Annotated in this window: 7 protein-coding genes; 6 read left to right on the plus strand and 1 reads right to left on the minus strand. The window is 71.8% G+C overall.

The genetic code is table 11. The features are described 5' to 3' along the window. Positions 1–105: 105 nt before the first annotated feature. From CG736_RS31265 to CG736_RS31285, 5 genes are all read left to right on the plus strand, one after another. Positions 106–519: an NfeD family protein gene (locus CG736_RS31265; RefSeq protein WP_100589525.1), complete on the plus strand. Its 414-nt coding sequence runs from the start codon at positions 106–108 to the stop codon at positions 517–519. A gap of 10 nt (positions 520–529) precedes the next feature. Continuing rightward, entirely contained in the window at positions 530–1,558 is a 1,029-nt protein-coding gene (locus tag CG736_RS31270; protein WP_100589507.1) for an SPFH domain-containing protein, read from the plus strand. 151 nt (positions 1,559–1,709) lie between these two features. After that, the gene (locus tag CG736_RS31275) at positions 1,710–2,474 is read left to right on the plus strand and encodes a sulfite exporter TauE/SafE family protein (protein WP_043910212.1); all 765 of its coding nucleotides are present in this window, start codon (positions 1,710–1,712) and stop codon (positions 2,472–2,474) included. Between the two features lie 52 nt (positions 2,475–2,526). Next, positions 2,527–2,823, plus strand: coding sequence for a 4a-hydroxytetrahydrobiopterin dehydratase (locus tag CG736_RS31280; RefSeq protein ID WP_043910214.1), 297 nt, complete (start codon positions 2,527–2,529; stop codon positions 2,821–2,823). Positions 2,824–2,910: 87 nt separating this feature from the next. After that, entirely contained in the window at positions 2,911–4,926 is a 2,016-nt protein-coding gene (locus tag CG736_RS31285) for a PQQ-binding-like beta-propeller repeat protein (protein ID WP_100589508.1), read from the plus strand. A 68-nt stretch (positions 4,927–4,994) separates the two neighbouring features. Here CG736_RS31285 and CG736_RS31290 read toward each other — a convergent pair whose 3' ends face one another. After that, positions 4,995–5,504 carry an HNH endonuclease gene (locus tag CG736_RS31290; RefSeq protein WP_043910218.1) on the minus strand — a complete coding sequence of 170 codons (510 nt, stop codon included), beginning with the start codon at positions 5,502–5,504 and terminating at the stop codon, positions 4,995–4,997. Between the two features lie 214 nt (positions 5,505–5,718). Here CG736_RS31290 and tyrS point away from each other — a divergent pair, with 214 nt between their 5' ends. Then, complete coding sequence (gene tyrS, locus CG736_RS31295) at positions 5,719–6,984, plus strand: tyrosine--tRNA ligase (protein ID WP_100589509.1); 1,266 nt, start codon at positions 5,719–5,721, stop codon at positions 6,982–6,984. Positions 6,985–7,433: the final 449 nt, after the last annotated feature.

Here is a 7,433-nt window from a genome sequence, read left to right on the forward strand (position 1 = left end):
GCAGACCGGACCGGTCGCACACCTGGCCGGTTTCCGCACCCCCAGCTGCGGGAAGCTACGCCTGAAGAGCTCAGACTTCCCTAGGATGGACGCGTGGACGGCTGGATCTGGTGGCTGCTGCTCGCAGTCGGCCTGGGCATTCCGCTGGTGGCGACCGCGATGCCCGAATTCGCGATGTTCGCGGTCGGCGCCGGCGCGGCCGCCCTGACGGCCGGCCTGGGCGGCGGCGTGGTTCCGCAGTTCCTGGTGTTCGTCGGAGTGTCGGCGGCACTCCTGGTGTTCGTCCGACCGATCGCCTACCGCCAGTTGAAGCAGGGCCCGGGGTACCGCACGGGCGTGGAGGCGCTGACCGGCGCCACCGCAGTGGTACAGGAAACCGTCGACGGAGGGGTGGGCGGCCGGATCAAGCTCAACGGCGAGATCTGGTCCGCCCGGGCGCTCCACCCGGGCTCGGTCTTCGAGCCCGGCCAGCAGGTCGACGTCGTCGAAATCCAGGGCGCGACCGCCCTGGTCGTCTAGGGGAGAAGCGTTGGAACCCGTCCTCATCGTGCTGATCGTCCTGGTCGTGGTGGCCTTCATCGCCCTGATCAAGACGATCCAGGTGATTCCGCAGGCCAGCGCCGCGATCGTGGAGCGCTTCGGCCGCTACACCCGCACTCTCAGCGCCGGCCTGAACATCGTGGTGCCGTTCATCGACACCATCCGCAACCGGATCGACCTGCGCGAGCAGGTCGTCCCGTTCCCGCCGCAGCCGGTCATCACCTCGGACAACCTGGTCGTCAACATCGACACCGTCATCTACTACCAGGTGACCGACCCGCGGGCCGCGACCTACGAGGTGGCCAGCTACATCCAGGCCATCGAGCAGCTCACCGTCACCACGCTGCGCAACATCATCGGCTCCATGGACCTGGAGTCCACCCTGACCTCCCGCGAGGTCATCAACGCCGGCCTGCGCGGCGTCCTCGACGAGGCCACCGGCCGCTGGGGCATCCGGGTCAACCGGGTCGAGCTCAAGGCGATCGAGCCGCCGACCTCCATTCAGGACTCGATGGAGAAGCAGATGCGCGCCGACCGTGACAAGCGCGCCGCCATCCTCACTGCCGAAGGCGCCCGGCAGGCCCAGATCCTGCGCGCCGAGGGTGAGAAGCAGGCCGCCGTCCTCCAGGCCGAGGGTGAGGCCCAGGCCGCGGTGCTGAAGGCCGACGGTGAGGCCGCCGCGATCCGCACCGTCTTCGAGGCCATCCACGAGGGCGACGCCGACCAGAAGCTGCTCGCCTACCAGTACCTGCAGACCCTGCCGGAGCTCGCCAAGGGCGACGCCAACAAGCTGTGGATCATCCCCAGCGAGGTCGGCGACGCGCTCAAGGGCCTCGGCGGCGCGTTCCAGGGCGCGACCGGCGGCGGCAACGGCGCGGCCCCCGCGGCCCCGGTCGTCCCGCCGACCGCCGCCCGCGTCCCGGTCGACCCCGCCAACGCCCCGCGCCCGGTGGACACCGACAAGACCCTCCGCCCCCGGGTCGAGCCCACCCGCGAGTACCCGAAGATCGACGAGTAGCCGGCCCCACCCCCGCAGGCCCTGCCCGAACCGACGGACGGGGCCTGCGGGCATGTTGAGGGCCTGATCGCATCCCGGACCGCCCCTGGCCAAACGCCGCGCCCTCCGGCATGATCGACCGGCCCGACAGCAGCCAACGAGGGGAACGCAGATGACGATGTGGGAGGCGCTCGCCGTCCTGCTCGCCGGAACCGCCGCCGGCACCATCAACGCCATCGTCGGCTCCGGCACCCTGATCACCTTCCCCGTGCTGCTCGCCATCGGCCTGCCCCCCGTCACCGCCAACGTCTCCAACACCCTCGGCCTGGCCCCCGGCTCACTCGCCGGCGCGATCGGCTACCGCGCCGAACTCGCCGGCCAGAGCCGCCGACTGCTCCGCTACGGCGCCGCCTCACTGACCGGCGGACTCGTCGGCGCCGCCCTGCTGATCGTGCTCCCCGGCGCGTTCGACGCCGTGGTCCCCGTCCTCATCCTCACCGCGCTGGTCCTGGTCGTCCTGCAACCCCGGGTCGCCCGCGCGATGGCCGCCCGCCGCGCCGCCGGCACCCTGCCGCCCGCCACCGACGGCGGCCCGCTGCTGCTCCTGCTGATCGCCCTCACCGGCGTCTACGGCGGCTACTTCGGCGCCGCCCAGGGCGTCCTGCTGCTCGCCCTGATGGGCATGCTGCTCCCCGACAGCCTGCAGACGATCAACGGCATCAAGAACGTCCTCGCGCTGATCGTCAACGGCGTCGCCGCGGTCTTCTTCGTCTTCACCTCCACCGTCGACTGGACCGCCGCCGCCCTGATCGCCGTCGGCTCCACCCTCGGCGGCCTGCTCGGCGCCAAGGTCGGCCGCCGCCTCCCGCCGATCGCCCTGCGCACCCTGATCGTCGTGGTCGGACTCGCCGCCGTCACCAAGCTGCTGTTCCTCTGACCCGTCGTAGGCTCGGCCCGACAGCCGCCGCACCACCCGGACGGAGAACGCCATGAGCCGCACCCGCCTCACCGAGGACCAGATCACCGCCGCCCTCGCCGACCTCCCGCACTGGACCCGCACCGGCGAGGCGCTCACCCGCACCGCCGAGACCGCGAGCTTCCCCACCGCGATCAAGGTCGTCGACGCCGTCGCCGAACAGGCCGAAGCCCTCGACCACCACCCCGACATCGACATCCGCTGGCGCACCCTCACCTTCGTCCTCAGCACCCACAGCGCGGGCGGCCTGACCGGCCTCGACTTCACCCTTGCCCACCTGATCGACCAGGCCCTCGACACCGCCTCCTGACCCACCCCCCGCGCCCCGGCCAAAACCCGCCCACGAAGCGTGAGATGCTTTCTGCTTGCCAGACCGCAGTCGGGACGGACGGAACGCATGGCTCAGGAACCCTCCACGACCCCCGGGTACGACCAGCAGCAGCCCTGGTACCCCCAGCCGCAGCCGACCTACGGCGAGCAGCAGGCGTACGGGCAGCAGCCGGTCCACGGCGAGCAGCAGGCCTACGCCGAGCAGCAGGCCTACGCCGAGCAGCAGCAGGCCTACGGCGGCTACCCGCAGCCCGGGGGGCAGGTGGACCCGGCCGCCCAGCAGCAGCTCTACGGCCGCCCCGACCAGCCCTACCAGCAGCAGGACTACGCCCAGGCGTACGGTCAGCAGCAGGGCTACCCGGAGGGCTGGGTCGACCAGCAGACCTACGGTCAGCAGCAGCTCTACGCCGACCAGCAGCAGGCTTACGCCGAGCAGCAGCAGGCCTACGGCGGCTACCCGCAGCCCGACGCGTACGCCGACCCCGCCGCCCAGCAGCTGTACGCGCCCACCGACCCGTTCGCGCAGCCGGAGACGCCGCCGACGCCGGGCGCGTTCGAGCAGCCCGCCGCCGGGGCGAGCCCGGTCACCGCGACCGGCTACCCGCAGACCAGCGCCGCCGACCCGTTCGCGCCCGGTGCCGACGGCACCTCAACTCTCGCTGCCCACACCGTCGATGACGACACGTCGACGGACGGCCGGCCGGCGGCCGGCGGCCTCGCCGCCCGGGCCCGAGCCGCCGTCACCTCCGGGCCCGGCGCGCCCAGCAAGCGCGGCCTCGCCATCCGGATAGGCGCCGGCGTCGCCGCACTCGCCGTGCTGGGCACCGCCGCCGTGCTGGCCACCTCCGACAGCGACAGCGGAAAGCCGGCCGCCGACAAGGGCGCCCAGGGCGCCCCCCAGAACATCGCGGTCGCCCACACCAAGGCCTGGACCGCCGCCGCCGACCCGGCCGCCGCCGGAGCCCAGGGCGCCGACGACACCCTGGTCGGCAGCTGGCTGCTCGCCGACGCGGTGGTCCGCGCCGACGCCACCGGCGTGCACGCCTACAGCCTCGCCGACGGCAAGCCCGGCTGGACGCTCGCCCCGCCCGCCGACGGCGCCGTCCCCTGCGGACTGTCCCCGAGCGTCAGCTCCGGCGGCATCGGCGCCGTGGTCTACCGGCCCGCCGCCGACCCGAACGGCCCGTGCAGCACCGCCGTCGCGGTCGACACCAAGGCCGGAAAGATCACCTGGTCGAAGACGCTGTCCGACACCAAGGGGAAGTACGCCGCCCACGTCGCCGTCACCGACGACAAGGTGATCGCGGTCGGCGACGACAAGGCCGCCGCCTGGGCCGCCAACGACGGCGCCGAGGCCTGGCAGTACACCGGCCAGGGCAAGTACTGCACCCTCTCCGGCAGCTCCGGCCCCACCACCGTCCTGTTGCACAGCAACTGCGCCGACTCCACCCCGGGCCCGCAGGCCGTCGCGCTGAACGTGTCCGACGGCAAGGTCAAGTACTGGCGCGGCCTCAACAACCAGCCGACGACCGTCACGGTGCTGTCCGCCGAGCCCGCCGTCGTCCTCACCACCGGCAGCAAGCCCACCGACGACCGGGTCTTCGCCTGGGGCGCCAACGGCGACCCCGGCGTCGAGATCCCGCTCGCCGTCGAGGGCGGTGGCCGCCTGGACGTCGCCCGCGGCAGCTTCGCCGCCGTCCCCGGCGTCCACTTCCAGGGCACCACCATGCTCGCCGCGGTCGTCCCCGACGGCGGCGGCAGCCCCACCGCGATCGCCGCCTACGACCTGGGCACCGGCAAGCCGCAGTGGCGCACCCCCATCGCCGAGAAGGGCCGGGCGCGCCCCGCCGGCGTCGACAGCAGCGGCCTGCTGGTCGTCGTCGACGAACGCGCCGACCAGCCCGCCCACCTCAGCCGCTTCGCGCTGGCCGGCGGGCAGGAGACCCAGGGCGGCGCCTTCCCGCAGGGCACCGGCTCGCTGCTCTCCGCCGGCCGGGTCTTCACCACCGCCGGACACGTGGTCGCCGTCCCCGAGGTCGCCACCAACTTCGGCATCGCCACCGGGTTCACCAGCAAGAGCTGACCCGCCGGCCCCGCCCGTACGACGACGGGCCCGACCTGTCCCCTGATCAGGTCGGGCCCGTCGGCCTTTCACGCGCCCGCAGGCAGCCAGGCGGCGAGCTCTCCGAGCTCACCCGCCCGCAGCCCGAGCGCGAGCATCAACGTCGCCTCCGGCGTCGGTTCGAACGGACGCCGCAGCAGCCGCATCCCGGCCTGCTCCGGCGTCCGGTCCGCCTTGTACTGGTTGTCCTCCGCGCAGGCCGCCACGGTGTTCAGCCAGCTGTCCGCACCACCGCGCGACCGCGGCACCAGGTGGTCCACGGTGGTGGCCCGCCGACCGCAGTACGCGCACCGGTGCTGGTCCCGCGCCAGCACACCCCGCCGCGACCACGGAGCCCGTTGTCGGAACGGCACCCGCACGTACCTGGTCAGCCTGATCACCCGCGGCACCGGCACCTGCACCCCCGAACCGCGCACCACCCGCAGCGGATGCGCCTGCTCGACCACCGCCTTGTCCTGCAGGACCAGCACCACCGCACGGCGCAGCGGCACCGTGGTCAGTGGTTCGTAGCTCGCGTTCAGGACAAGGGTGTTGCGCATGACGGGCCACCTCCGGTGCTCGCTCCGCCGGTCGGCGGTGGCACCCACTGTGAAGGTCCGTCCCGCCTCGAACAACGGAATTTCCGTCCCACCCACCGACCTGTCCCCGAACCCGCAGGCCGCGACCGCGTAGGCTCTACCCCGCTGGAACCGTCCGGCGCGAGCCCACCGGGCCCGACCGCGCCGGACCCACGACCGAAGGAGACGCGGGACCGTGACCGACATCGTCGACGAGCTCCAGTGGCGCGGGCTGATCGCCCTGTCCACTGACGAGGACGCACTGCGCAAGGCGTTCGCGGACGGCCCGGTCACGTTCTATTGCGGCTTCGACCCGACCGCGCCCAGCCTGCACCTCGGCAACCTGGTCCAGATCCTGACCATGCGCCGCATCCAGCAGGCCGGAAATCTCCCGCTCGGCCTGGTCGGCGGAGCCACCGGCCTGATCGGCGACCCCAAGCCCACCGCCGAGCGCGTCCTGAACGCCCCCGAGACGGTGGCCGCCTGGGTCGAGCGCCTGCGCGGCCAGGTGGCCCGCTTCCTCGACTTCGAGGGCCCCTACGCGGCCCGCATGGTCAACAACCTGGACTGGACGTCCGGCATGTCGGCGATCAGCCTGCTGCGTGACGTCGGCAAGTACTTCCGGGTCAACAACATGATCGCCAAGGAGGCGGTGGCCCGTCGGCTCAACTCCGACGCGGGCATCAGCTACACCGAGTTCAGCTACCAGATCCTGCAGGGCATGGACTACCTGGAGCTGAACCGCCGCTACGGCTGCACCCTGCAGACCGGCGGCAGCGACCAGTGGGGCAACCTCACCGCCGGCACCGACCTGATCCGCAAGGCCGAGAGCCGCTCCGTGCACGCCCTCGCCACCCCGCTGATCACCAAGGCGGACGGCACCAAGTTCGGCAAGACCGAGTCCGGCACCGTCTGGCTCGACCCCGAACTCACCACCCCCTACGCCTTCTACCAGTTCTGGCTGAACGCGGACGACCGGGACGTCGCCAAGTTCCTGCGCATCTTCTCCTTCCGCACCCGTGAGGAGATCGAGCAGCTGGAGCGCGACACCGCCGAACGCCCCGCCGCCCGCCTCGCCCAGCGCGCCCTCGCCGAGGAACTCACCACCCTCGTCCACGGCGCCGAGCAGTACGAGCGCGCCGTCGCCGCCTCCAAGGCCCTGTTCGGCCAGGGCGACCTCGCCGACCTCGAACCCGACACCCTGGCCGCGGCCCTCGCCGAGGTCCCCAAGGCCACCGTCGCCGAACTCGGCCAGCTCGTCGACCTCCTGGTCGAATCCGGCCTGGCCCCCAGCCGCTCCGGCGCCCGCCGCACCATCAAGGAAGGCGGCGCCTACCTCAACAACGCCAAGGTCACCGACGAGGAGGCCGTCGCCACCTCCGACGACCTGCTGCACGGCCGCTGGCTGGTCCTCCGCCGCGGAAAGCGCAACCTGGCCGCGGTCGAACTCGCCGGCGCCTGAGCGCTGCGCAACAGGTTTTCGCCGGCCGCCACCAGCGGCCGGATGGCTTGAAACACACTGCAGTTGACCTGCGGCAGCCAGATCGAGGGGCCGGATCCAGCCAGATCCGGCCCCTCGATGTTTGACTCGCCCGCCCCGGTGTCCTAACGTAGTCCGAGTCGCCTGAACCGGACGTGACCGGTGGGCACCCCCCAAACCCTGCTGAGTGATCAGTCGCGCACCGTTTCGAAACTTCGAGCGGAAATGCGGAACGAATAACTCTGCTAGAGTTCGGGAGCGCCGAAAGGCAAAAGCGAGTCGGAATGAATGAAACTCCGGAAAACGGAGCGGAAAACATCTGATAAGCTGGAAACACGAAAGAACGAAGCGCCCGGAGGGCCTGCAGGAATGCGGCTCGAAGGAAGTGTCCGTTCCTTGAGAACTCAACAGCGTGCCAAAAGTCAACGACA

This window comes from Kitasatospora sp. CB02891 (genome assembly GCF_002803145.1).
Classification (GTDB): domain Bacteria; phylum Actinomycetota; class Actinomycetes; order Streptomycetales; family Streptomycetaceae; genus Kitasatospora; species Kitasatospora griseola.